We start from the raw sequence: 24,584 nt of genomic DNA, 5'->3' as shown, positions 1-24,584 counted from the left end.
TATGTATCAGTTATTTATCGCCAACAAAAATTACTCGTCCTGGTCATTGCGGCCCTGGTTACTACTGACAGAGCTCGGTATTGCCTTTGAAGAAAAGCAGGTGCAGTTTCTGAGTAATGACAATGCTGCTGTGTTTAAAGACTTTGCCCCTAATGCCAAAGTGCCTTGCCTGCATGATGGAGGCTGGGTGGTGTGGGATTCGCTGGCCATTGTGGAATATCTGGCAGAGCGCCATAGCGGCGTTTGGCCTGCCGATGCCAAAGCGCGTAGCTGGGCCCGTTCGGCCAGTGCAGAAATGCACTCAGGTTTCACCGGCTTGCGCAGTTATTGCCCTTTCCATGCCGGTGGCCGTTTTGACAAATCGCCTTTGCCAGCGGCAGTGATGCAGGATCTGAAGCGGATCAGCGAGTTGTGGCAACAAGGGTTGGATAGCTTTGGCGGCCCTTATCTGGCTGGTGCGAATTTCAGTGCTGTGGACGCCTTTTATGCCCCTGTGGTGTTTCGTTGTCAGACCTACGGTTTGCCACTGTCAGAGCAAGCCGCTGACTATGCCCGCTTTTTGCTGCAAAAACCGGCGATGCAGTTGTGGTATCAGCAAGCTCTGGCCGAGCCGTATCGCGAAACTGAACACGAAGCTGCAGCACTTGGCCAAGGAAAGATGTTGGCCGATTACAGAGTAAGTGGTTGATATTTAGGTACTAAATCAGATTCTTCGGTTATTGGTCGAAGATAACTGGTCGTCTGTCTACAATGAGTGAATTAATTTAACCTGTCTATATAATCGCCAGCCTTCCAGGCTGGCTATTTTTTGCTCAGCTGGGGGAGGTTAAAGAAAACTTGCGGTAAGGTCGCTTATTACCAAGGGTTTTATATTCATTTTTCTGTTGAGAGTAACCAGATGCTGCGTAAATTAAAAGTAGGGAAACGATTGGCTTTGTCATTTGGCCTGTTAGTTTTAGTCAGTGTAATTGTTGGTGTAGTGGCAATGTTCCGTTTTGCCGAAACCCAGGCCAGTATCGATAATATTGCCGACCGGCGACTGCCAGCCACTATGCTGGTGGCTGAAATGAACCGGGAGTTTATGCTGATCCGCCTTCGCACCGTCAACATTCTGTTGGCCCAAACGGAAGAAGAGCGCCAGCAGGAATGGCAGCAGTTGTCTGTTGTGATGAAAAACTACGATCAGTTCTCAGCACAGGCATCCGAATTCCATAAAAGCGCAGCAGGCAAGGCGACATTCGATAAAGTGCTGCAAGCCAAAGCCGGCTACGACAGTATGCATAGCAAGATGCTGACGTTGATGCGGGATGAACACTATGCTGAAGCGCAAGCGATGCGTGGACAAGGCGTCAATCAGGCGTCAGCTAACCTCACTCAGGCGCTGGCTGATTTAGCGCAATACCAGAAGACAACTGCGCATCAACAGTCTGAAAATGCCAAACGCAGCATTGTGATGGCCAACACCAGCATGGTTACTGTGATTGTGCTTGCTATTGGTTTGGGTGGCGTGCTGGCGTTTTTCTTTAGCCGCAGTTTAACCTTACCGATGAATAACGCGGTGCTGGTCAGTCAACGTATTGCTTCGGGTGACTTAACCCAGAACTTTCATGACGATGAACCGGATGAAGCCGGTGAGATGATCCGTGCCATGGCGCGTATGCAGCAGCAGCTGAGAAAAACCATTCACGATATCAGCCACTCGTCGTCTCAGCTGGCAGCGACCTCTGAAGAACTGTCCGTCGTGACTGAACAATCCTCCCGTACTCTGAACCAGCAAAGTATGGAGCTGGATATGGCGGTGACCGCAGTGACCGAGCTGACGGCGGCTATTGAAGATGTGGCCCGTAATGCGCTGGAAACGTCACGGAACTCCACTGAAGCCGACGAAGAAGCCAAACACGGCAAGCAGCGGGTTGACCTGGCTGTGGACTCTATCCGCGTACTGGAAACCGATTTACAGCAGGCACGCCAGGGGATAGTGCAACTGGTGGAACGGGTACAAAGCATTGGTTCAGTGCTGGATGTCATTCGTGCTATTGCCGACCAAACCAACTTGTTGGCGTTAAACGCCGCCATTGAAGCGGCCCGAGCCGGCGAAAGTGGTCGTGGTTTTGCTGTGGTGGCCGATGAAGTGCGTGCGCTGGCACACAGAACGCAGGAATCGACCAAAGAAATTGAAAAGATGATGCAGGCGGTGCAGGCGGAAACTCAGCAGACAGTGGAGAGCATTGAACGCAGCAGTAAAGTAGCGACTGAAACCCGTCAGGCCTCTGATGCGGCCGGTACCGCGTTTTCCGGCATTGCGGTGTCACTTGGCCAGATTAACGATCAGAATATGACAGTGGCCAGTGCCGCTGAGCAGCAGGCCACTGTGGCCCGCGAAGTGGATCGCGGCTTGCTGAATATCCGTGACCTGTCGGCGCAAACCTCGGAAGGTGCCCACGAGACCCAGGCCTCCAGTGCTGAGCTGGCCCGTCTGGCCGAACATTTGAATCAGCTGGTCACCCAGTTCAGGGTGTAATGGCGGCACCGACAACAAAGCCGGACTTCGCTCCGGCTTTGTTGTCTGCCTTAATTGAGGCTCAGGCCGGCTGGGCCTGCGCTGGGGCAATTTTCGCTTCTTTGATTGGCAGGTTTGCCGCTGCAGCAACCAACGCCAACGCTATATCGGCATACCACATCCAGCTGAAATCACCGAACTCTGTGATCGCCAGGCCGCCAAGCCAGGCACCTAAGAAACCGCCAATCTGGTGGGAGAATAAGGTCAGACCAAATAAGGTGGCCAGGTATCGGGTACCAAAAAGTTTACCAACAATGGCGGCAGTAGGCGGCACCGTCGCCAGCCAGGTCAGGCCCAATCCAATGGCAAACAGGTAGAAAGTCCATTCGGTTTTTGGCATCAGCAAATACCAGCCGACCAGCACAGCCCGCGATGCATACATCAGCGCGAGGATATGTTTACTGCGATACTTCGCCACAGAAGCGCCCGCATAGAGGCTGCCGGCAATATTGGCCAGACCTATCAGCGCCAGCGACCAGCTGGCCACACTTGCAGGTAAACCACAAAGCTCGACTTCGCCGGGCAAGTGGGTAACCAGGAAGGCGACATGAAAACCACAGGTAAAAAAGCCCAAATGAACCAATGCATAACTGCGGTCTGTTAACGCCTGGCGTATGGTTGGCCAGATGCGCGACTCATCTTTGGCCTGGGCGGCATGACTGTGTTCGGTCTCTTGCTGGCCAGTCACTTTATTAATCAGCGGCAATGCCGCCAGTGCTGCAATCGCCAGCGCCCAAATTGCGCCCATCCAGCCAAATAGCGCAATCAGTTTTTGCGCCAGTGGTGCAAACACAAATTGGCCCAATGAGCCACCGGCGTTAATGATGCCTGAGGCGGAACCCCGTGCTTCGGCAGGCAAACGTTGCGCTGCGGCACCAATCAATACCGAGAAACTACTGGCTCCGGCACCTATAGCACTCAGCAGGCCTATGGTAAAAATAAGGCCAAAGCTGTTCTGAATAAAAGGCGTCAGCGCACAGCCAATGGCGAGGATCAGCAAGCCATAAGAAAGCACAGGTTTGGGGCCGTATTTATCGGCCAGAATGCCGGCAACCGGTTGTACTGCTCCCCAACAAAACTGCGCTATCGCCAGCGCGAAACTGATAGCGACCAGGCCCAAGCCTGTGTCGGCATTAATAGGGTTCACAAAAAGGCCAAAGGACTGGCGTATGCCCATTGTCACCATCAAAATACCGGCGGCGGCGAGCACCACGCCTTGCACTCCGGGCTTACGCACAGCATCAAACATGACGGGCTCCACTAAGAATTCAGCACAGGCTTACTATCGCTGTACGCAAAAAAACCGGCAAGTAGCAGACAGGCCAGAAGCGCAAGCAATCCGGCCAAAGCCATAGCTTGCCGAGCACGAAGCAGTTGACTGTTGGATAAAGCTTCAGTTAGTTTGCTGTGGTTTTTATTACATGGATGTAACAACAATGAGATGTACTGCGTTCTCTGCACTTCTGCTGCTGTCTGGCCTGACTTCTGCGTATTCGTTATCGGCTTTCACCACCAAAACACCGGCGCCACTCAGCCCTGAACCGACGCCTGTGCAGATTGAAAAACAGCGCTCTTGCTTTTCAGGCCCGGCAGTCAGCCATCAGAGCTTTCTCGACTGGCTGAATGCGCAGCCAGCCAAACCAGGCGTGGACCCACAACAGCGTCGGGCTATGCTGGAGCAACAATTTAAAGCGCAAGACTTTGCCCGTTATCAGGCCAATGTCGACTGCAACGAAATTCGCTACACAGTAGATGGACATTCGGTGCGTGGTTATATCCTGTCACCCAAAAGTGCCGATAAAAAACTGCCAGTGCTGATTTTTAACCGGGGTGGCAATGGCGACTTTGGCCAGTTGGTGTTTGGTCAGGTGTATCAGCAGCTGATGCCGGTGGCAGAGCAGGGTTTTGTGATCCTCGCCAGTAACTATCGTTCGGATCAACTCAAGCTTGGGGCGACCTTGTTGCATGATGAGTTTGGCGGGGCTGAAGTGGCTGATGTGCTGGCGCTAAAAGCCATTGCCGATCAATTGCCGCAAGCCGATAGCAGCCAACTGGCTATTTGGGGCCATAGCAGAGGCGGCATGATGACCTATCTGGCGGCTACCCAGTGGCCTGGCCCAGTGAAAGCTCTGGTGGTTGGCGCTGGGGTGGCCGATTTAGAATCTCATCTGCAGTTCAGGCCTGCCATGGAGAAGGTTTATCAGCAGCGTATGCCAGGCTATGCCGACAATAAAACGGCGCTGTTACGGGCACGCTCTGCGCTGTATTTCCTTGACGACTTACCCAAGGTGCCGCTGTTGCTGCAACACGGTGAGCAGGATGAGCGGGTCGAAGTGGCTCAGTCCAAACTTATGGCTGGCGAACTGGAAAAACGCCAATGGCCTTACCAGCTCATGCTCTATCCTGCGGCTAACCACAGCTTTGCTCCGGTGCAGCAGCAAGTCCGGACAGACATGGTGCAGTGGTTAAAACAGCAGCTGAAGTGATGCACTTAGAGTGACTGTCAGCTGCTGACTGGGGTCAGCCACAGCACCTGATAAGGCGCTAATTGAATGGTGCCGGCCTGATAGCGCTGACCACTCAATTCATCGGTATAACTGCCGGTGGCTGGCAGCAGCAGGTGCTGGGTCTGCTCAGAGAAATTCACCAGTGCCAGCAGCTTGTCGCCTGCCAGTTCGCGTTGATAACAAAACAGGTGCGGATTGCCACTGTCCAGGATCTCAGTGCTGCCCTGGCCTAACACCGCCAAGCGGTTGCGGCAGCTGAGCAACTGCTGCAGTTGCTGGTAGATTTTACCCGACAGCGATGCTGGTTTTTTGGCCTGCACCAGCTGCGTTTCTGTGACTTTCACCCGGTTTACCCAACGGCTGTCATCTTTTTTCGCCGGATCCTGACTAAAGCTGTAGTCATTCAGCAGACCCAGTTCATCGCCCATATAGAGCAGCGGCAAGCCGCCTATACTCAGGATCACCGAATTGAGCAGATAAATGCGCGCCAGCGCATGCTCAAGGTGCTGCGGCTTCTGTTGCAGTTGAGCTTGCTCCACACCAGCCAGGGACGCCAGCATGCCGGCGACCCGGCAATCCCCTGTGACCGGGTTTTGCTGAAAGGGCACCCCAGTGGCGAAGCTGCCAGGGAACTGGCCGGTATAAAACTGGTTGAGAAAATGCCGGTGGTGCTCCGGATTGATGCCTAATTGCCAGGCCACATTGTCGTCAAAAGTCCAGCCAATATCGTCATGACAGCGGATGTAATTCACCCAACTGCAGTGCGGGTCTATCGCAAAACGACGTTTTAACGATTCGGTCAGTAAGCGGGTTTTGCGGGTGGCCAGGCTGTTCCACAGCAGCGCCATCAGCAGTGGGTTGTACGACAGCTGACATTCAGTAGGCGCAATGTATTTCACCACTTCGTCCGGGTGCACTATGGCTTCCGACTTAAACTGCAGCGCCGGTGCCGCTATACGGGCGACCGCATTAAAGGCCTGAATAAGCAAATGGGCTTTGGGCAGGTTTTCGCAGTTGCTACCGGCTTCTTTCCAGACAAAGGCCAGCGCATCCAGCCGCAATACCGCTGCGCCCTGATTGGCCAGAAACAGCATTTCTTCTGCCATGGCATTAAACACGGCCGGGTTGGCGTAGTTTAAATCCCACTGAAAACTGTTAAAGGTAGTCCAGATCCACAAGCCGGATGCCGGGTCTTGTGTAAAGCAACCACGGCGGATTTCCGGGAATATTTCACGCAGGCTTGGCGCATAGCGGTCGCGCTCAGCTTCGGTCAAAAAAAAGTAAAAATCACGGTAGTCCGGGTCGCCTTTTTGCGCCTTTTGTGCCCAGCTGTGTTCGTCAGAGGTGTGGTTAAACACAAAATCCAGTACCGGACGGATACCTTGCTGGTGCAGCTCGGCCATCAGTTCCGCCAGCTGTTGCATGCTACCAAGCGACGGCATGGTGGTGCGGTAATCCGACACCGCATAACCGCCGTCACTGTTTGGCTCTGGTGCTTTGAACAGCGGCATCAAATGCAGGTAGTTAATGCCGGTTTGCTTTAAATAGGGAATTCGCTGTTTCAGGCCTTCGAAATCGCCAGCAAACAAATCGACATAACAGGCCCCGCCCAACTGGTTGTTTTGCTTATGCCAGTCTTGTGGTTGCTGGTCCAACTGGCACAGGTAGTCGGGCCGGTTTGCCAGGCTTTTCGCCAGGCTTTTCAGTAGCTGCTCCAGGTGGAAGTAACAGTCATAACGCTCGGCGTACAGGCTCAGGTACAGCCGCAGTAATACCGGCAGCTGTTCGCTCAGTCTGGACTGCAGCAGTGGCCAGTGCTGCTTGGCCAACGGCTTCAGCAGTTGGCTGAAACGTTTCAGCAAAGTTTGGCATTCCTGCTGTAGAAGTTCAGGTTGATTGAGTAACTGAGCTGTAGTGGCCTGCATTATTGTTGTCCGCATTGAGCAAGGATCTGCCCGCTAATAAAACGTGATCTGAATCGTTTTTGCAAGAATTTCTGTGGCTGAAACAAAAATTTTTTCTGCAATGAATTTACGCACAAAGCAGATAAAGCTAAGCTGGCTTAAACGATTAAGATTATTTCATGTTTATCCGAGGTGCATGCCATGCCAACTGTTCCCGTTTGTTGCTTTGGTGAGGTCTTAATCGACTTTCTACAAGACCCCGGGCAGCCGGATGTATTCCGCCGTTACGCCGGAGGTGCACCTGCCAATGTGGCGGTCGCGGTGGCGCGGCTGGGCGGCGATAGCCATTTTATGGGCATGTTGGGGCAGGATTTATTTGGCGAGTTCCTGCATCAGCAATTGTTGCACTACGGGGTTGATTGTCAGCAGGTTCGCTTTACCAGCGAGGCAAAAACCGCTTTGGCTTTCGTGGCCCTGGATCAGCAGGGTGATCGCAGTTTCTCGTTTTACCGGCCACCCGCCGCTGATTTGTTGTACCAGGCAGAGCATTGCCCACAGCAATTCTGGAAGCAGCCCGGCATCTTGCATCTATGCTCCAACAGCCTGACTACAGCGGCTATTGCCGACACCAGTTTTTCGCTGATTGCCGCGGCCAGGCAAAACGGCTGGCTGATTAGTGTGGATGCAAACCTGCGACATAACCTGTGGGCTTCAGGCCAGGCTGACCGTGCTTTGGTGCGACAGCTGGTGCAGCAAGCGGATTTGATCAAGCTGGGGGACGATGAGCTGCGTTATCTGGCTGACGAACAGTCAGACCAGGACTGGATTGAGCAGTTGCTTGCTGGCCAGGCCCGGTGGCTGCTGGTGACGGCTGGGGCGGCAGAAGTGAAGAGTTACAGCCGGGCCGGCCACTTTACCCTGCAGGTTGCACCTGTGCAGGTAAAAGATACTACAGCAGCGGGCGATGCTTTTGTCGGGGCCTGGTTGTTTCAGCTGGCCGAAGCGATTGAACAAGGCCAGACATTTGACAATGCGCTGCAGTCGCTCAGCTGGCAGCAGCAACTGGTGCAGGGCGCCATACGGGCGGGCTCGCTCACCTGTATGGCGTTTGGTGCTTTTGCCGCCTTGCCGGACCGGCAGGCCTGGCTGAATGCACAGCATGGCTAAGCCTGTACACTTGCGGTTGCAGGACAAAAGAAAAGGGCTGACAAGGTCAGCCCTTTGGTTGCAGACCAAAGCCTACACTCTGATGTCAATATTCTGACCCAGGTTGCCCACCGGACTTGGGCTTTGCAGCTGTGCCACCGGCATGGCTGCACTTTGCAACAGTTCGAGGGCCGCACGGCCATCGGCAACTTGTTGCTTTTTAGCCAGACTGGCGCTCAGCACTTCATAGCCTTCGCTTAAGCCAGGGGCTCCGCTTATGGATGTTGTCATGTTTACTCCCATGCCATTTATCCTTTAACTTTATCGACAGCAAGCCCTGCAGCTGAAGTAAAAATTTGTAATTTTTGCTGAAAGGCTCACCGAAAGCGCCAATAAAAAAGCCACCCGCAGGTGGCCTCTTCTGTAACTAATTGATGATTAATGAATTAACGCAGTAGACTGCGCCTTGATCTGATTAGGCGACAGCACTGGTGTTAGCGGCCGCACCGGACGCGTTGGGCCCTTTTTTACGTGGCCTTTTAATAATGGGTCTGGCTTTGGCAGGTTTTTACCAATTTTGGCGGCCAGGCCAGCTTGGATATCGGCCAGGCTGTAATCGGTACGCACTTTCATCCGGATATACGGCAAACCCGCCGCTTCCAATGCACCGCTGACAAACCAGTCCGGCGCCGCTTTGTGACCATCTTTGCTGTTGTTATTCACCAGATCAATTACTGCGACAATGGTCATGTCTTTTGGATCGCACAACACAAAGTCCAGGTACTTGGCATTCATTTTCAGCATGGCAGCGCGGCGTGACTTGCTGTCGGTGTTTTGTTTGAAATCGAGCAGGTCGAGCATTTTGACTCTGTTCATAATTTTGTATTCGCCGTTTACCGCTTGCTCCAGCAGCAACATAAAGTTGCGCTCAACCTGAGTAAATAAGGTGGCTTTTCTGCTGACCGGAAAGGGGTTACCGTGCTGCATAAAGCGGCTTGCCAGCAACGCTGCCGCCACCACTAATACCACCAGTAACAATAAAACCAATTCCATAACGACCTCCGACAAAAATTTGACTAAACAGACACTCTGAGGTGCCTACTAGACTGAACTATGCAGGGGTTATGCCAATGAATTAGTGTTTTTGCTCTAACCTGTATAAGTCAGGTGAATGTCTGGCATTGCTGCTATTAATGGCTGAAATGAGGCGGCTCACATATAGTGGAGGTCACCCTACAAAGAGAAAGGCAAGGATCAACAGATGACCACCACTTCAGGTTTAACTATTCTGGGCGCGATGCACAGTGGCTTTGAGCAAATACTGACACCCGAGGCGCAGCAATTGCTGGTTGAACTGACCCGTGAATTCAGGCCACAGCTAAAGACACTGCTGGCCGCTCGCCAAAGCCGGCAGCAGCAGTTTGACGGCGGTACGCTGCCAGATTTTCTGCCTGAAACGGCCAGCATCCGCCAGGGAGATTGGACTGTAGCGGCTATTCCGGCCGACTTGCAGGACCGCCGGGTGGAAATTACCGGTCCGGTAGACCGCAAGATGATCATCAATGCGCTAAACGCAGATGTGAAAGTCTTTATGGCGGATTTTGAAGACTCACAGGCGCCGAGTTGGACTGGTGTGATTGAAGGCCAAATTAACCTGCGTGACGCTAACCTGGGAACCATTCACTACAGCGACCCGCAATCCGGCAAGCAGTATGCGCTGCGTGACAACCCGGCCTTGCTGATTGCCCGGGTGCGTGGCCTGCATTTGTGGGAAAAACACCTGCTGGTGGACGGTGAGCAGGTGCCCGGCTCACTGGTCGATTTCGCCTTGTATTTCCTGCACAACTACCAGACACGACTGGCCAATGGCTCGGGCGTGTATTATTACCTGCCGAAGCTGCAAAGCCATAAAGAAGCCGCCTGGTGGGACGCGGTGTTCCGTTTTACCCAGGCCAAGTTCAACCAGCCGGTCGGTACCATTCGTGCCACTGTGCTGATTGAAACCCTGCCTGCTGTATTTGAAATGGATGAAATTCTGCATGCACTGCGTGAGCATATTGTGGCGCTGAACTGCGGCCGCTGGGACTATATCTTCAGTTATATCAAAACCTTAAAAAATCATGCTGACCGGGTGCTACCGGACCGTCAGGTGGTGACCATGGACCAGCCGTTTCTGTCGGCTTACTCACGGCTGCTGATCAAAACCTGCCACAAGCGTGGCGCTTTGGCGATGGGCGGTATGGCGGCCTTTATTCCGGCGAAAGACCCGGCCGCCAACGAAGCTATTCTGGCCAAAGTAACAGCCGACAAAGAGCGTGAAGCCAGCAACGGCCACGATGGCACCTGGGTGGCACACCCAGGCCTGGCCGCCACAGCCAATACGGTATTTAACCGTTACCTGACCGACGGCAAACGCAATCAACTGGATGTCAGCCGCGCTGACGATGCGCCGGTAACAGCCGCTGATTTATTGGCGCCTTCAGCAGGCGAACGCACCGAAGCTGGTATGCGCACCAATATCCGCGTGGCTTTGCAGTACATTGCGGCCTGGATCAGCGGCAAAGGCTGTGTGCCGATTTACGGCTTAATGGAAGACGCGGCAACCGCCGAGATTTGCCGCACCTCGATTTGGCAGTGGATCAAACACGGCAAGTCACTGAGCAATGGCCAGTTGGTCACCAAAGCCTTATTTGCCCAGATGCTGGCGCAGGAATCGGCTGTGGTTCGCGCTGAAGTGGGGGAAGCTTTATGGCAGGAGCAGAACTTTGCGAAAGCACAGCAGTTGCTGCTGCAAATTACCACCGCAGATGAGCTGGTGGACTTTTTGACCTTACCAGCCTACGAACTGCTGTAACTCCTTATTTGGGGTCAGGTCTTGAATTTTGCGTCTCAATGCAAAATTCAAGACCTGACCCCTTTGTATTACAACTCCTCGGCCACTTCACCAATTAACCGCCGCAGCCAGATATGGCTGGCATCCTGGTGCAACAAGGGGCTCCAAATCATCTTTAGTTCAATGGACGGAATAGGAAAAGGCGGGTCCAGCACTTGCATGGTATTGTCATTCTGATACAAGAGCGCCGCACGCAGCGGCAGGGTGGCAATCAGGTCGGTTTCTACCGCCAGATGCATCGCCACATGGTAGTTGCGGGTAAAGACGCTGATATTGCGCTGCTTGCCAAACTTCGCCAGCGCTTCGTCCACCCAGCCCAGCTTTTGCACATCGGCCGGGTCCATGCCCACACCCACACCAAAACCGGTTTTACTGACCCAGATATGCTGGCCTTTTAAATAGCTGTCGAGGTTAAAGTGGCTAACGATCGGGTTTTGTTTGTTCACCAGGCAGGCAAAGCTATCGCGCCAGATGGTCTTCTGGTGGAACGATTGCGGCAGCTGGTCAAAGCGGTTGATAGCCATATCCACTTTGCCGTTTTCTACATCATGAAAGGTCACGTCCGACGGCGTCATAATGTCGAGTGAGGTGCCGGGGGCCAGGGCCCGCAGCTTTTTCAGCAGCGCCGGAATAAGGGTGGATGCCGCGTAGTCACTGGCCATAATACGAAACACCCTGTGGCTGTGCTCTGGCTCAAACTCTTTATTCGGCTGCAGGGTTTCTTCCAGCGTCAGCAAAATGCCGCGCACCACAGGCGCCAGCTCTTTGGCGCGTTCGGTCGGAACCATACCGTCTGAGGTGCGCACCAGAATAGGGTCGTTTAATAAGTCACGTAGCCGTTTCAAACCATTGCTCATGGCGGGTTGGGTAATGTTCAGCTGGTTGGCGGCGCGGGTCACGTTTTTTTCCCGCAATAACACGTCCAGATACACCAATAAGTTCAGGTCAATTTTGCTGATATTCATTATCCGATCCTCAGGCTGGCTATATTCACATAATGAATGATGGGAATCATAAAAATCAACTACATGAATCTCAAAACTGAAACCTATAGTGAATTGCAACAACAGCACTTTCGCTGCAACCACAGAACAGCAATCACAGGGGATCAACATGTCAGCTTATTTAGATGCAGTGGCACAACTGGAACAGACCGTTAAAGGGCAAGGCGCGGGCTGGAATGCGATTAGTGCTGAATACGCGTTGCGGATGCAGCTGCAAAACCGCTTTAAGACCGGGCTGGACATTGCGCAGCATACCGCCAATGTAATGCGTGCTGATATGGCGGCTTATGACGCCGACAGCAGCCAGTACACTCAGTCGTTAGGCTGCTGGCATGGCTTTATAGGCCAGCAAAAACTGATCTCGATTAAAAAACATTTCGGCGGCACCAAACGAAAATACCTGTATTTGTCGGGTTGGATGATTGCCGCTCTGCGTTCAGACTTTGGCCCATTGCCAGACCAGTCGATGCATGAAAAAACCGCAGTGCCTGCCTTAATCGAAGAGCTGTATACCTTCTTAAAACAGGCTGATGCCCGTGAATTAGGCGGCCTGTTCCGTGAGCTGGATGCGGCGCGTGCAGCAGACCAGCAGGGCAAAGTGGCAGAACTGCTGGCGAAAATAGACAATTTCGAAAGCCATGTGGTGCCCATTATTGCCGACATCGACGCTGGTTTTGGTAACGAAGAAGCCACCTATTTACTGGCGAAGAAGATGATTGAAGCCGGTGCCTGTGCGATTCAAATTGAAAACCAGGTGTCGGACGAAAAACAATGTGGTCACCAGGACGGTAAGGTCACTGTGCCTCACGCCGACTTCCTGGCCAAAATTAACGCGGTGCGTTACGCCTTCTTAGAGCTGGGCATTGAAAACGGCATTATTGTCGCCCGCACCGACTCCTTAGGCGCTGGTTTGACCAAACAAATTGCCGTGACCAAAACCCCGGGCGATTTAGGCGACAAGTACAACAGTTTCCTCGATGGTGATTACATTCAAAGCGCGGACGATATTCAAAACGGCGATGTAGTGGTAAAAGCCAATGGCAAGCTGTTAAAGCCTAAACGTTTAGCCAGCGGTTTGTTCCAGTTTAAAGCCGGCTCTGGTGTGGACCGTGTGGTGCTGGACTGTATCACCTCATTGCAAAACGGCGCCGACTTATTGTGGATTGAAACCGAAAAACCACATATCGGCCAAATCGCCGAAATGGTCAACCGTATTCGCGAGGCGGTGCCAAACGCCAAGCTGGTGTACAACAACAGCCCATCCTTTAACTGGACCTTAAACTTCCGCCAGCAGGTGTTCGACGCCTGGCAGGCTGAAGGCAAAGATGTGGCGGGTTATGACAGAGCCAAACTGATGGCGGTGGAATACGATGGCACTGAACTGGGGCTGGAAGCGGATAAACGTATCCGTACCTTCCAGGCTGATGCGGCACGGGAAGCCGGCATTTTCCACCACCTGATCACGCTGCCGACTTACCATACGGCGGCCTTGTCGACCGACAATCTGGCCAAAGAGTACTTTGGTGCCGCAGGTATGCTGGGTTATGTGGAAGGGGTGCAGCGCAAAGAGATCCGCCAGGGCATTGCCTGCGTAAAACACCAGAATATGTCCGGCTCGGATATGGGAGACGACCACAAAGAGTACTTCTCAGGCGACGCTGCCTTAAAAGCGGCAGGCAAAGACAACACGATGAACCAGTTCTAAGCGGATTGGACATCCACAGCGTTGATAACGTGGTCGGTAAACACTGACAGTTTGGGCAGCTTCGGCTGCCCTTTTTTATCCGCCTAAGTGGCAGGCAATTCGACCACTAACAGCTGCTGCGTTCGCCCTAAGTTGCAGGAAAAACAGCTACTGCATCCCACCTCTGTGGCAGGCAACCCAGCCACCGGTAACTACTGCGTTCGCCCGTTCGCTTCTGGCGCGCTCACTTTTATATTGCTCACTACGCAGTTACCCGCGTCTGTTTTGCTGATGGATTGGTTTTCACCAAAAGCGAGCTGCTTTGTCTGACCAAAAATAAAGCTGTGTCGTCTCAGTGTCAGCTGGTTGTTTAAGCCTTTTATTCGGGTTATAACCTGATTTCTCGTGCCAGTGTTTGAGACAGTCCGCTTTAAGTCACTGAAGTCAGATAAGTTAACGGCGACGAATAAAGAAGACAACTCAGGAAAGAGGGTGTGGCGCACGAATTAAAGCGAGTGCCGTGCATTTGAGTAATATGTTAGACATCATGAGGGACGCAGTGATCGCCGAAATTTCGACACAACTGTTAGAGGTGCTTAGTGTCATTGAGCGCCATCTGGAGCCGACGTTGCTGGCCGTGCATTTGTACGGCTCCGCAGTGAATGGCGGCCTGAAGCCATACAGCGATATTGATTTGCTGGTTACTGTGACTGTAAGGCTTAATGAAACAACGCGGCGAGCTTTGCTCAACGACCTTCTGGAGGTTTCGACTTTCCCCGGCGAGAGTGAGGCTCTCCGCGCTATAGAAGTCACCATTGTCGTGCACGACGACATCATTCCGTGGCGTTATCCAGCTAAGCGAGAACTGCAATTTGGAGAATGGCAGCGCAATGACATTCTTGCGGGTATCTTCGAGCCAGCCACGATCGACATTGATCTGGCTATCTTGCTGACAAAAGCAAGAGAACATAGCGTTGCCTTGGTAGGTCCAGCGGCGGAGGAACTCTTTGATCCGGTCCCTGAACAGGATCTATTCGAGGCACTAAATGAAACCTTGAAGCTATGGAACTCGCAGCCCGACTGGGCTGGCGATGAGCGAAATGTAGTGCTTACGTTGTCTCGTATTTGGTACAGCGCAGTAACCGGCAAAATCGCGCCGAAGGATGTCGCTGCCGACTGGGCAATGGAGCGCCTACCGGCCCAGTATCAGCCCGTCTTGCTTGAAGCTAGACAGGCTTATCTTGGACAAGAAGAAGATCGCTTGGCCTTGCACGCTGATCAGTTGGAAGAATTTGTTCACTACGTGAAAGGCGAGAGCACCAAGGTAGTCGGCAAATGATGTCTAACAATTCGTTCAAGCCGACGCCGCTTCGCGGCGCGGCTTAACTCGAGCGTTATGCCTTAGTGAGTAGGTGCTCCGAACTATGAAACCAAGTGCTCCAGCGGAAATGCCGTTTACGCGAGAATCAGTGACACAAATGCTTGGGTGGGGCGCAACCCCAGAAGCTTCCCCATACTCGCACAGGCAGATCGCAGAATGGTGCGATAGGTTCTGGTGTCAGTATCTTGATGTTGATGCCGATCCAGAAATTGAGAGTTTGCTCCCTGTTCTCACTGATGTGGAAACGCAGTGGGATCTCTATCTGGCAAACACATATACGCTTGAAGAGCTCCGGACCAAAGACTTTGAGGCCGAACAAATGCCCAAGGAGTGGTTCAATGATTGGCTTCGGCAATTGGCATAACAAGGCCCGGCAGCACGCAGCCTTCGGCTGTTGGACTCGCTACGCTCGCCGCTGCGGGCATCGTTAGAGCTACCTAAGGATCGGAGTGTATTTTGAGCGACGAGGACGAAATTAAATTTAAATATGGTGAACCGCTAAATACAATTTTGCTTGTGGTCATATTGATAGTGGTAAGTGCTGTTAGTTTATTTCTCTACTTTCAAATTACGCAGCCTAGTGAAAGCTCATTTTTGTATGGTTTAAACCAGTTTTATCAATTAGGTGTTCTTTTCGTAGTTTTGTTGGCGTTCATTTTGTTAATTGCTCGCCCATTAATGCGCTTAATATTAATTAAACCAAATAAAAAGTAGCTCTAACAAGCCAATCAAGTCGGACGCATAACAGTTGGCTGCGTTCACTTCGTTCACTATTTTAGCCAACTATTATCCGCCGCTTATTGGGGCGTTATGCCGTTTAGGCGTTAGTTAAGCCGCTTTAGTAAAGAAGCAATAGATGTATGAAAATAGCCAAGAACCTTCTATGGATAGACTGCACTGCTGGTGCACTCGCCGGAATTTTAGTGATCTCACTCTCCGGCTGGCTGACCGATTTATACTCGACCTCACAAAGTTTTTTATTGGTTATAGGAACTGTAAACTTATTGTATGCGTGGTATTCATTTACGCTTGCCACTCGAAGACGACGGCAAGAAAGTTTAATAAAAATTTTAGTATGCGCAAATGGGATATGGGCTTTGATTTGTATCGCTATAGTCACCCAATTTTCTGGCAATATGACTTTATTGGGTTGCGCTCATCTAATTGTCGAGGCTGTTTTTGTAGGCGGGTTGGCTGCAATGGAATGGAAATGGCGCAATCAGCTGCTTATTGCGACCTGACAATAGCTTCAGATAATTCGATTTTTTTGCTGCGTTCATTGGGCCTTGCTAAAACCCGTGAATCAAGCGTGATGATTAAAGGAGATTATTATCTACTTCATCATTAAAACCGCACATATATTATTTGTAATAGGCTGGTTGGCATGTGTTTTTGTTCTGCCCAGAGCCATTTTGCATTACAAAGAGGGCGGGAATCTGGTAAAAACACAGATATAGTTGAGAGGTTTTCCTTAAAGCTATTCCGGTTTGGTTTGCTAATGTTTTTTTTCGCTTTTTTGTTTGGTGGATGGCTTTGGTTCAAATTTGGCATTGGAGGCACCTGGTTAAAGGTTAAATTAGGTCTAGTAACTCTGTTATTTTTTTTACTTTATTTTTTCGGGTTGGTTATTTTTATGTGCTGTCAGACAAAATAAGTTTCCGGGTGATATTGTTTTGCGCATATTTAACGAATCGTCGTTGTTATTAGTGATACCCATCATTTATTTGGCGGTATCAAAAAATATTTCATAGGGTCAGGATCGAAAATGGGAAAATATTGGTTGTTAAATACCTACTTCAAAATAAGTATAGGGTTGTTGCTGCTGAAAAGGTTGTAAGCCCTGATAGACTTTTGCAACTTTTGACAAACTAAAATTTTAAAAGGATTTATGTGTATGAATAGGATTTTGTTGGCCATTTTTGCTGTTGTCGCCTTGAGCTTCAATGCGCCATGTCGGGCTGATCTGTTATCACCATTAAATCAAGTGGAGATGGCAAAAGCGGACGCTATGTACCAAAGATATTGTTCTTTGTGTCACGGCGCGCAGCGGGAAGGTTATAAGGCAGATCATGCGCCATCTTTACGTTCAAAGTCGATGCTGAGCACCGCATTCCCTCAGATGATGTTTGATTCGATTGCATTTGGGCGGATAAATTCTGCAATGGATGGGTATATCAAAGACGCAGGCGGACCTCTGACAGAATCAGACATTATCTTATTGATCAGATGGCTTGCCCAGAAAGAGAATATCTCTCCAATAGATTTAGACCAGGCGCCGATTCCTGGAAAGGCGGCAAAGGGGAAAGAGCTTTATGGTAAAAACTGTGCAACTTGTCACGGAGACAAGGGGCAAGGTGGCACCGGTACTGCGTTAGCAGACCAATTATTCTTATCGAGCGCAACAGACAGCTATTTGAAATACGCTATCGTAAACGGAAGAGATGGCACGCCGATGAAAAGTTTTGCCGGAATTCTCAAGGATGAGGAGATTCATGATGTCGTTGCCTATCTCAGAAGTCAGGCTTCGGGTTGGAGCCCACAACCGCCTGAACTTGCCCCATGGCCGAATCCAAATGAGTATGTGCTCAATCCCAAGGGGAACGCACCACAATTTAATTTAAGAGAAGGTAGATATGTGCCCGCTCGCGAAGTTGAAAAAGCATTAAAAGATAATAATAAAATGATTATTTTGGATACGCGGCCAGGTTCAGCATGGCAACGTATCCACATTCCTGGTGCGGTTCCGATGCCGTATTACAGAGATAAATCAAGAATTGCGGAAAACTTACCTAATGATGGCACGTGGATTATTGCCTATTGTGCCTGTCCTCATGCCGCTTCAGATTCAGTTATCAATCATCTCCGAAGTTTAGGGTACAAAAATACTGGGGTCATAGATGAAGGTATTATCAAATGGATTGAGATGGGATTACCTGTTGTTGCAGGTAAGGCAAAGGTTAATCAGGTAATTGATTAGAATCACATTGTCATCATTTTGTCGCGGCTGCATAACAATCAAATTTTATCGCCAGCAAAAAATGCTGGCTGCGACGGCAACCCGCTGCGCGGCTTTCCGCGCTAAATTTGGGCGTTATGAGTTTTGAGTATGCGAACCCCAACGACTATTGAAGCTCGCGATCTCGAAAGCGTGTAGTGGTCAACTAATTTTGGCCATATCGTTGTAGCCACTACATTTCAACCTTAGGAATTATGTACACCATGTCTAGATGGACAGATAGCCTTATTGCGTTTGGGATAGGTGCTGCTTTGCTGGCGGCAATGTTGGTGGTGGGCGATCTGCTCTATGTCGGTGTTTGGTATTACCCGGTGTGCTGGGTTGCTTTGGTGGGGTTGGTGCAACTTGCCAAAGCACCCCCGTTGTTGACCAGCGGTGCCGCTTCTGCACTGGTGTTATCCTGCCTCCTGTATTGGGCCTGGCAAGTGTCTTTGCCAAGGCCAGATGGCCTGCTTGGTCTTGGGCACCTGTTTTCGCTGTCAGGTTTAGGCATTGCTGCAGTCGCCGCGGCATTGATTGCGCGCCGCAAGCAGATGGGGCCGTGGGCGGCCTTTTTGACCGGACTGCTGGCTTGTTGTGCTGGGTTTGCTTCTGCCCAGTGGCTGGTATGCAGGACCATGCAGTACTGTGGCGTGCTGTCAGGGCCGCTGGGGTAAGCTGTTTGTATGCTTTTTTCAGCAGATTGGCGAGAGGGTGCTGAACCGGGCTCAGCCGCCAACAGGATAAATAAAAACCTTTTCTGTCATCTCAAACAAAATGCCAGTCAGCTTTACCGACTGGCATTCAAAGAAGAGGGCCAGGACAGGGCCATTAATTCGGCGCTGCCACTACATCAGAAATAGACACTTTGCCTTTGCCGCGCTGCTCGTAACGTTCCAGCATTTTTACCACTTTGTGCGCTTCGTAGTTGCGGGCGAAAGTCACTAACGGCTGGCCGTTGCAGACCACTTTATCCACCGCATTTTGTTTGCTCAGCCGGTTGGCTTTCAGGGTTTTATTTAAGCCAAATTTGTCGTCATCCTGGCTTTGGCTGCAGACCTTGACCAGTAACTGCTCAATGCTTGGGTCCATGCTGTAAGAAGTGTCGCTGGCCTGGGCTGAACCAGAGATTACTGCGGTCAGAATGGCGATAGAAGCTAAAACTTTCATTGGGGTATCCTCCGCTATGGCACCGCGCCATGCCTGAATTCTGGCGCTGTTTTTGTTGGTTTTCTGCTCAAATGGGGCCACTGGGAAGCCAGCTGTGACAGCAGGGGGCACCGAAATATTTAGCAACATTGGGCAATAATTGGGCGGGGTTTTGTGACAGCAAACTGACAAAGCTAGCGCAGGAAATGACAGCTGGTACCGCGGCATACATGTTTAATGTGCCTGCACCTGGTCATGCTCCGGCGGTTAAGCTGAGCCTGCTGCTGATCGTAAACGGCCTTATCCGCGTAGTTACAGCAGAATCATTGTAGGTAAATTCAGGACATCCAGAATGACCATCGCCATTATTGGGGCCGGTATGGCCGGAGCGGCCTGTGCCAGTCAATTGACTCAGCAGGGCCAGCAAGTCAGGCTGTTTGATAAGGGCCGCGCTGCAGGCGGCCGTATGAGCAGTAAACGCACTGAGCTGGGCTACCTCGACTTAGGGGCTCAGTATTTCACGGCCCGCGATGAAGGGTTTATCGCTCAGTGCCAACATTGGTTGCGCGATGGCAGCATAGCGCAGTGGCAAGGCCGGTTAGGCCGGCTTGAGAAGGGCGCAGTAATTGCGTCCCCTGATAACACCTTGCGTTTTATTGGAGTGCCGTCGATGCAGGCGCCGGTTGTAGCTTTGCTGAAAAGCGCTGCGCTGCATACCGGCTGCCAGGTTGACCGACTGGCTTTTGACGGTAAGGGCTGGCAACTATTCAGTGACGGTATCAGCCTGGGCGTGTTTGACCAGTTGGTACTGGCGATACCGCAGCAACAAGCAGAACCCTTGCTGCGCGAAGCTGGGGTGATTGATACTGAACTCAGCGCCGTATTTACCATGCCAGCATTGCTGCCCTGTTGGGCGGTCAATCTTGAGCTGGCGTCTGGCCCCTGGCCTTACGATGGCATTTTTGGCAATGCAAATAGCCCGTTTAGCTGGCTGGCGCGGCAAAGCTCCAAGCCAGGCCGTTGTAATGGCGAACAATGGTTGTTGCACTTTGGTGCGGCTTTTTCTCAGCAGCATCTCGACGCAGACAGCCGCGATATTGCGGGCTACGCCATTGAGGCCGTGCAGCAACTTGCCGGTCAAACCTTGGCTGCTGAGATGACGCTTTGTCATCGCTGGCGTTATGCTCAGCAAAACCCGCTGTACCCACGCTATGGCATGCTGCACCGGCCTGAACTGGCGCTTGGGTTGGCCGGCGACTGGCTGAATGGCGGTCGGGTAGAAAATGCCTGGCTCAGTGGTGTGCAACTGGCGGGAGAATTGGTTCGATGACACAGTCGGTATGTATTATTGGTGGCGGCAGTGGTATTGGCCTGGCGCTGGCACAGCACTATGCAGAGACTCACACAGTGGTCGTCATCAGCCGTCAACCTTCACTGCAGCTCCCTGGCATTCGCTGGATACAGGACCCGCTAACCTCTGAAACAACCAGTGCTGAGCGTGTCGCCACCGCACTGGCGCAACAACCGGATATCATCTTTATCTGCAATGGGGTGCTGCATGACAATCAGGCGATGCCGGAAAAAACGATCCGCCAACTGGATATCAATCAACTTGCCGTTCGTTTTGCCAGCAATGTGCAGGTGCCTGCGCTCTATCTGAAATTACTCTTTGGTTACCTGTACAAAAGGCCTGCCGTCAAACTGTTGGTGCTCAGTGCAAAGGTCGGCAGTATCGGTGACAACATGCTGGGGGGCTGGTACAGCTACCGTATCAGCAAAGCGGCACTGAATATGTTGATAAAAAATGTCAGCATTGAAGTGGGGCGGCTGAACAAAACGGCCGTCATTGTCAGTATTCATCCCGGCACTACAGATACCCAGCTGTCCGCTCCTTTTCAGCACAATCTGCCCGCTGGCCAACTGCAAAGTCCGTTAGCGACCGCAAAGCGGCTGGCAGCTGTGGCCGCAGGGCTGACTGCCGGACAAAGCGGAGCTTTACTGAACTGGGATGGCACGGCTCTGCCGTGGTAAGCGGCAGCTGCGCACAGCGTGGATGCTGTTGCCCGTTTACTCTGTGTCTGGTAGTGCGGCGAAGGCACAGTCTCAGCTCAGAGCTGTTGCAATTTGGGCGACCAGTCGGCTTTAAAGCGCCTCGACGCCACCACCTGTTTGCCGTTGGACAGTTGCAGCTGGTAGTCGTTGTTATGCGGCTGCACTTTGTGCACGTGATGCAGATTGACGATGGAGGAGCGGTGCACCTGCACAAACTGCGGCGGCAGCCGCTGCAGCAACTCTTTCATGGTTTCACGGATAATCAGGTTTTCACTTAAGGTATGAACGCACATGTAATTGCCGGCCGCTTCAATCATCAATACGTCTACATCGTCCAGCAATAAGGTTGAGGCGCCGGTTTTAAAGGTGAGCTTTTGCGTGACAGGTGGCGGTACCAGTTGCTGCTGTTTATCCAGTGCGGTTTTGGCATCAAGTAAGGTTTGCGCCAGGCGTTGGCGCGACACGGGTTTGAGCAAGTAATCAAAGGCGAAATGCTCGTACGCGGAAAACGCATAGTTGTCGTATGCGGTGACCAGAATAATCAGTGGCGCCGCCATTGCTGAGGATTTCGACAGCTGCTTTAGCACTTCGATGCCCTTTAACCCCGGCATTTGAATATCCAGAAACACCAGGTCGACCTGATGCTGACGTAAATAGGCTAGCGTGTCGTCGCCATTATCAAAGCTTTGTTCCACCATAATGTTTGGGTAGGCTGCTAGCTTGGCTTTCAGGTTACTGATGGCCAGCGGTTCATCGTCGGCGATCAGGGTTCTAATCAATTGCATCCAGAGACTCCAGAGGTAACGAGATTTCACCGGTAAAAAGCTGATCCTGCTGCTGAAACGCCAACCTGGCTTTGCTGCCGAACAGCAGGCTTAAACGTTCGGCCAGATTCTGCAGGCTGCCGCTGCTGGCCTGAAGTGGCCAACCGGCGGCCAGTGCTGCGCCCGGGCCGTTGTCGGCCAACGACAAGTGAATATGACTGTCGCACTTGCGCACGGCCACCCGAATTTGCGCCGCACCTTTGACTTCAGACACTGCATATTTAATGGCATTTTCCGCCAGCGGCTGCAGCAGCAGTGGCGGAATTTTGTAGTTCAGTGCTGCCTCATCGAGCTGCCAGCACAAGGTCAGCCGTTCGCCAAAACGAACCTGCTGAATGGCCAGATACGCGGCCAGCGCGTCCAGTTCTTCTTTCAGCGGGATCAGATGTTCGGTGTGGTTTTTCAGTGAATGGCGCAAAAAGGCCGACAGCTGCAGGATCAGGTTTTCAGCGTCCAGGCCTTTATGCTGCACAATCAGCGAATTCAGCGCATTTAAGGTGTTAAACATAAAATGCGGGTTCACCTGGTAGCGCAGCACTTTCAACCGGGTCATCCGGGCTTGTCTGGCCAACTCTTGCTGATGGCTGAATTCCAGCCGGTCCAGCACATTGGCTTTGTAGACCATAAAAAGTGCCCCCCAGCCGGCTATGGGCATCAGCACCAGATTAAAGGCCAATAAATAATGCAGCGGGCTCACGTCGTTTTCATAGTTGAGCATGGCGTAGTTCATCATCAGGTACTGGCGCAGCGGCACCAGTGCGACCCAGAGGGGAACCAGCCAACGCAGCAGAATGACGGCCTGTTGGCGCAGACTATGAGACGCGCGCAGCTCGCGCTGACCAACGTAACCAGTCACCAGAAATGCAATGCAGCTTAGCAGCAGGTAAATCATCAGATAAGGAAACACAGCGCGGCCATCCAGCGGCACCAGTACCGCCAGATGAATAAACTTCACCAGCAGATAACTGAGCCAATACAGCAGATGCCAGTACCAGAAACGCCCTAACGAGGGTTGCACTGCCGTCATAGCGCGCTCCGCTGCAGCGGCAACTGAATTAACACCGCAAAACCTTGCTGACCTGCATCCACCACCAGGCGGGCGGTCTGGCCAAAATGCTGCTTTAACCTGTTGCGGATATTACTCAGGCCCACTCCGGCACTTTGGCCTGCCAGTGTGGTGGCTGCTTCGCCTGGGCCATCGTCCTGAATTTTCAGCCAGAGTTCGTTGTTTTTGCATTCGCCACTGATGGTGATGGTGGCGCCTTGCTGGCGACTGGCGACCGCGTATTTAATGGCATTTTCCACCAATGGCTGCAGCAGCAGCGGTGGGATCATCTGGCTGTTGGCTTCAGGCTCAATTTGCCAGTCCACCCGCAGCTTATTGCCAAAGCGGGTTTTTTGTAGTGACAGATAGGCATTAATAGCGGCCAGCTCGTCGGCCAGTTGCACCAGTTGCTCTGGTGAATGGCTGAGCGAATAACGTAAAAAGGATGCCAGCTGCTCAGACATCAACTCAGCATCGTCATAACGTTCTGCTTCAATCAATGCACAGACTGAATTGAGTGCATTAAAGGTAAAATGTGGGTTGAGCTGGTGGCGCAGCGCCTGCAGTTCCAGTTGCTGAATTTTTTGCGTCAGCCGGCTGGATTCCTGCAAGCGGAAATTACGCTGCTGGTGCAGTACATAAGCCAGGTAAAGACTGGTCCAGACAAAAAAGGCCAGGGTGCTGCTGTCGAGGTTACTCAGCAGTAGCCGTAAATCAAAGGCTTCATCTTTCATCGGCAGTAACCAGAGCACATTATCCAGCGGAATGTACACCAGCGTGGCGACAACGGCAGCCAGTACAAAATGCCAGATGGAAAAATGTTGTTGCTGAATTTGGTGTTGAGACCAGAGCAGCACAGCACCGGTGAGCACAAAAGCGCCAGCGTCGCTGATAAAGGCCAGGCCCAGGTAAAGCACACTTTCTTTTTTCTGCCACAGCAGATAATCCAGGCCCCAGCTCAACAGGCTGGTGATAAAAATAACCAGCCAGAACCAAATGTGGTAGCGCATGATGGCGGAGTGTTTGGTGGTAAGCACTGCGATATCCCGGCAACTAAAGTCAGAAGCAGTATAACCAAGCGCTTTTGAAAAGCGACGACTGCTGTTTGCCACTGGAGGCAAAGATGGGACCAAAGGAGGCAAGGCGCAACAGGGCTATCGATAAAAGGACTGTGCATAAAAGAATAGGCGTAGCGGCGTGCTTGCGGTATCTTGTTAGGGCATAACGGCCGGGCAGCGATTCCGGCCGTTGTTTTATCCAAAAACAAAGGCAGATTTACCCAAGTAACTTGCAGTTGCGGGGAGGCGGCAAGCCAGTGAGACCCCAGGAGCATAGTAAACCTATGTGACTGGGGCGAGATGGTGCAGCCAACAAAGCCGCAGCTTCAAGTACGACAGGTATAGACAAGTTGTATTGCCATCCAATGCCGTGGGGAACATG

The 24,584-nt window shown here is 51.9% G+C and carries 22 protein-coding genes; 13 read left to right on the top strand and 9 right to left on the bottom strand.

Annotated elements, in window-relative coordinates; genetic code table 11:
* The first annotated feature begins 1 nt into the window (after window position 1).
* Both ACFO3I_RS07960 and ACFO3I_RS07955 read left to right on the top strand, forming a co-directional pair.
* Window positions 2-688, top strand: a complete 687-nt coding sequence (locus tag ACFO3I_RS07960) for a glutathione S-transferase family protein (RefSeq protein ID WP_377333136.1) — start codon at window positions 2-4, stop codon at window positions 686-688.
* A gap of 210 nt (window positions 689-898) precedes the next feature.
* Window positions 899-2,521, top strand: a complete 1,623-nt coding sequence (locus ACFO3I_RS07955) for a methyl-accepting chemotaxis protein (RefSeq protein ID WP_377333135.1) — start codon at window positions 899-901, stop codon at window positions 2,519-2,521.
* Window positions 2,522-2,582: 61 nt separating this feature from the next.
* On the opposite strand, the gene ACFO3I_RS07950 is transcribed toward ACFO3I_RS07955, so the two are convergent.
* Window positions 2,583-3,809 (bottom strand): MFS transporter, encoded by a 1,227-nt coding sequence (locus ACFO3I_RS07950; RefSeq protein WP_377333134.1) that lies wholly within the window; start codon window positions 3,807-3,809, stop codon window positions 2,583-2,585.
* 187 nt (window positions 3,810-3,996) lie between these two features.
* On the opposite strand from ACFO3I_RS07950, the gene ACFO3I_RS07945 reads away from it, so the two are divergent.
* Complete coding sequence (locus tag ACFO3I_RS07945) at window positions 3,997-5,046, top strand: alpha/beta hydrolase family protein (RefSeq protein ID WP_377333133.1); 1,050 nt, start codon at window positions 3,997-3,999, stop codon at window positions 5,044-5,046.
* Window positions 5,047-5,063: 17 nt separating this feature from the next.
* Here the strand turns inward: ACFO3I_RS07945 and ACFO3I_RS07940 are convergent, their stop codons facing one another.
* Window positions 5,064-6,992 (bottom strand): alpha-amylase family glycosyl hydrolase, encoded by a 1,929-nt coding sequence (locus ACFO3I_RS07940; protein ID WP_377333131.1) that lies wholly within the window; start codon window positions 6,990-6,992, stop codon window positions 5,064-5,066.
* Window positions 6,993-7,172: 180 nt separating this feature from the next.
* On the opposite strand from ACFO3I_RS07940, the gene ACFO3I_RS07935 reads away from it, so the two are divergent.
* Window positions 7,173-8,138, top strand: coding sequence for a carbohydrate kinase family protein (locus ACFO3I_RS07935; RefSeq protein ID WP_377333129.1), 966 nt, complete (start codon window positions 7,173-7,175; stop codon window positions 8,136-8,138).
* 72 nt (window positions 8,139-8,210) lie between these two features.
* On the opposite strand, the gene ACFO3I_RS07930 is transcribed toward ACFO3I_RS07935, so the two are convergent.
* Both ACFO3I_RS07930 and ACFO3I_RS07925 read right to left on the bottom strand, forming a co-directional pair.
* On the bottom strand, window positions 8,211-8,408 hold the full coding sequence (locus tag ACFO3I_RS07930) for a hypothetical protein (protein WP_377333127.1): 198 nt from the start codon (window positions 8,406-8,408) through the stop codon (window positions 8,211-8,213).
* A 147-nt stretch (window positions 8,409-8,555) separates the two neighbouring features.
* Entirely contained in the window at window positions 8,556-9,170 is a 615-nt protein-coding gene (locus tag ACFO3I_RS07925) for a DUF2726 domain-containing protein (RefSeq protein ID WP_377333126.1), read from the bottom strand.
* Between the two features lie 208 nt (window positions 9,171-9,378).
* Here ACFO3I_RS07925 and aceB point away from each other — a divergent pair, with 208 nt between their 5' ends.
* Window positions 9,379-10,971 (top strand): malate synthase A, encoded by a 1,593-nt coding sequence (gene aceB / locus ACFO3I_RS07920; RefSeq protein WP_377333125.1) that lies wholly within the window; start codon window positions 9,379-9,381, stop codon window positions 10,969-10,971.
* Between the two features lie 68 nt (window positions 10,972-11,039).
* Here aceB and ACFO3I_RS07915 read toward each other — a convergent pair whose 3' ends face one another.
* Window positions 11,040-11,975, bottom strand: coding sequence for a LysR family transcriptional regulator (locus ACFO3I_RS07915; protein ID WP_377333123.1), 936 nt, complete (start codon window positions 11,973-11,975; stop codon window positions 11,040-11,042).
* Between the two features lie 148 nt (window positions 11,976-12,123).
* Here ACFO3I_RS07915 and ACFO3I_RS07910 point away from each other — a divergent pair, with 148 nt between their 5' ends.
* From ACFO3I_RS07910 to ACFO3I_RS07885, 6 genes are all read left to right on the top strand, one after another.
* Window positions 12,124-13,719, top strand: coding sequence for an isocitrate lyase (locus tag ACFO3I_RS07910; RefSeq protein ID WP_377333122.1), 1,596 nt, complete (start codon window positions 12,124-12,126; stop codon window positions 13,717-13,719).
* Window positions 13,720-14,245: 526 nt separating this feature from the next.
* A complete protein-coding gene (locus ACFO3I_RS07905; protein ID WP_018716282.1) occupies window positions 14,246-15,037 on the top strand; it encodes an AadA family aminoglycoside 3''-O-nucleotidyltransferase in 792 nt (263 codons plus the stop codon).
* Window positions 15,038-15,122: 85 nt separating this feature from the next.
* Window positions 15,123-15,443, top strand: coding sequence for a hypothetical protein (locus ACFO3I_RS07900; protein ID WP_377333121.1), 321 nt, complete (start codon window positions 15,123-15,125; stop codon window positions 15,441-15,443).
* A 496-nt stretch (window positions 15,444-15,939) separates the two neighbouring features.
* Entirely contained in the window at window positions 15,940-16,320 is a 381-nt protein-coding gene (locus tag ACFO3I_RS07895; RefSeq protein WP_377333119.1) for a hypothetical protein, read from the top strand.
* Window positions 16,321-16,973: 653 nt separating this feature from the next.
* On the top strand, window positions 16,974-18,056 hold the full coding sequence (locus tag ACFO3I_RS07890; protein ID WP_377333117.1) for a c-type cytochrome: 1,083 nt from the start codon (window positions 16,974-16,976) through the stop codon (window positions 18,054-18,056).
* Window positions 18,057-18,298: 242 nt separating this feature from the next.
* On the top strand, window positions 18,299-18,751 hold the full coding sequence (locus ACFO3I_RS07885) for a hypothetical protein (protein WP_377333115.1): 453 nt from the start codon (window positions 18,299-18,301) through the stop codon (window positions 18,749-18,751).
* 154 nt (window positions 18,752-18,905) lie between these two features.
* Here ACFO3I_RS07885 and ACFO3I_RS07880 read toward each other — a convergent pair whose 3' ends face one another.
* Window positions 18,906-19,244 (bottom strand): DUF3718 domain-containing protein, encoded by a 339-nt coding sequence (locus ACFO3I_RS07880; protein WP_377333114.1) that lies wholly within the window; start codon window positions 19,242-19,244, stop codon window positions 18,906-18,908.
* 331 nt (window positions 19,245-19,575) lie between these two features.
* Between ACFO3I_RS07880 and ACFO3I_RS07875 the strand changes: the two genes are divergently transcribed.
* Together ACFO3I_RS07875 and ACFO3I_RS07870 are read left to right on the top strand one after the other, a co-directional pair.
* Window positions 19,576-20,553 (top strand): NAD(P)/FAD-dependent oxidoreductase, encoded by a 978-nt coding sequence (locus ACFO3I_RS07875; RefSeq protein ID WP_377333112.1) that lies wholly within the window; start codon window positions 19,576-19,578, stop codon window positions 20,551-20,553.
* Entirely contained in the window at window positions 20,550-21,254 is a 705-nt protein-coding gene (locus tag ACFO3I_RS07870) for an SDR family NAD(P)-dependent oxidoreductase (RefSeq protein WP_377333111.1), read from the top strand. The genes ACFO3I_RS07875 and ACFO3I_RS07870 overlap by 4 nt, the downstream gene beginning before the upstream one ends.
* A 77-nt stretch (window positions 21,255-21,331) precedes the next feature.
* On the opposite strand, the gene ACFO3I_RS07865 is transcribed toward ACFO3I_RS07870, so the two are convergent.
* From ACFO3I_RS07865 to ACFO3I_RS07855, 3 genes are read right to left on the bottom strand one after another with little or no spacing between them, the layout of a single operon-like run.
* Window positions 21,332-22,060 (bottom strand): LytR/AlgR family response regulator transcription factor, encoded by a 729-nt coding sequence (locus ACFO3I_RS07865; RefSeq protein WP_377333109.1) that lies wholly within the window; start codon window positions 22,058-22,060, stop codon window positions 21,332-21,334.
* Window positions 22,047-23,126 (bottom strand): sensor histidine kinase, encoded by a 1,080-nt coding sequence (locus ACFO3I_RS07860; RefSeq protein ID WP_377333107.1) that lies wholly within the window; start codon window positions 23,124-23,126, stop codon window positions 22,047-22,049. Before ACFO3I_RS07860 ends, ACFO3I_RS07865 begins: the two co-directional genes overlap by 14 nt.
* Window positions 23,123-24,181, bottom strand: a complete 1,059-nt coding sequence (locus ACFO3I_RS07855) for a sensor histidine kinase (protein WP_377333106.1) — start codon at window positions 24,179-24,181, stop codon at window positions 23,123-23,125. The genes ACFO3I_RS07860 and ACFO3I_RS07855 overlap by 4 nt, the downstream gene beginning before the upstream one ends.
* Between the last annotated feature and the right edge of the window lie 403 nt (window positions 24,182-24,584).

The organism is Rheinheimera marina (genome assembly GCF_042654345.1).
Classification (GTDB): Bacteria; Pseudomonadota; Gammaproteobacteria; order Enterobacterales; family Alteromonadaceae; genus Pararheinheimera; species Pararheinheimera marina.
Note: the sequence above shows the minus strand (reverse complement) of the source record. Positions and strands in the feature narration are given on the sequence as shown.